Source organism: Vibrio sp. 1069, assembly GCF_033340555.1.
The window spans coordinates 1-905 of the sequence record NZ_JAWOWP010000178.1; the positions used below are offsets into that span (position 1 = coordinate 1).

Here is a 905-nt window from a genome sequence, read left to right on the forward strand (position 1 = left end):
GAAAATACCTGAAGGCATTGGGATCTTATCGTTATTCAGCGTCGCAAAACTGGTTAGCGCATCCACAGGGTGATGTGTCAGTTCAGAAATTGGGCAACGCGCGTCAACCAAACGGTGTACAAACGAGCTGTTTGCACCATTTTCTAGCAGACGACGAACAAGATAAGGCAGTAGATCCGCGTGGCTACCAACTGGAGCGTAAATACGAACAGGTTGGCCGTATTTCTCCATCACGTGGTTGTAGAGTGAATCTCCCATACCGTGTAGGCGTTGGAATTCAAAATCCTTATGCTGCGCCATCACTGCAATCGCAGTAACTGTGTGCGCATTGTGGCTGGCAAACTGCGGGAAGATATTGCCACGTACGCCTTCGCTTAATAGGAAACGCGCACATGCAAGGTAAGCAACATCGGTCGCTTCTTTGCGTGTGTACACCGGGTAGTTTTCGTAGCCCGCTTGTTGTGACCATTTGATTTCGCTATCCCAGTACGCGCCTTTTACCAAGCGAAGTGGGATCAAGTCACCTTGCTCTTTCGCAAGGGCATTGAGCCAAACCAATACTGGTAGAGCACGCTTCGAGTACGCTTGCACAACAAGACCAAACTTGCCCCAACCTTTCACGAGGTCACTGCGGTAAATCTTCTCGAACAGCTTTAGGGACAGCTCAAGCCGATCAGCTTCTTCTGCATCAATCGTGATCGCAACGTCGACTTCAATCGCGCGTTTTAGTAGTTGCATGAGCGTTTCGTACAGCTCAGTCATAACACGCTCTTCGTTCGCCACTTCGTAGCGAGGGTGCAATGCTGAAAGCTTGATAGAAACCGAAGGCGCAGGGCTAGTGTCGTTACCGTAAGTCTCGCGACCCACCGCTTCGATCGCCATTAGGTAATCTTTGAAGTATTTGT

The 905-nt window shown here is 49.7% G+C and carries 1 protein-coding gene; it reads right to left on the minus strand.

Features of this window, described 5'->3' with window-relative positions; genetic code table 11:
* Positions 1-905, minus strand: a 905-nt coding sequence (locus R7040_RS25285) for a proline dehydrogenase family protein (protein ID WP_318097392.1), incomplete at both ends; no start/stop codon positions are given.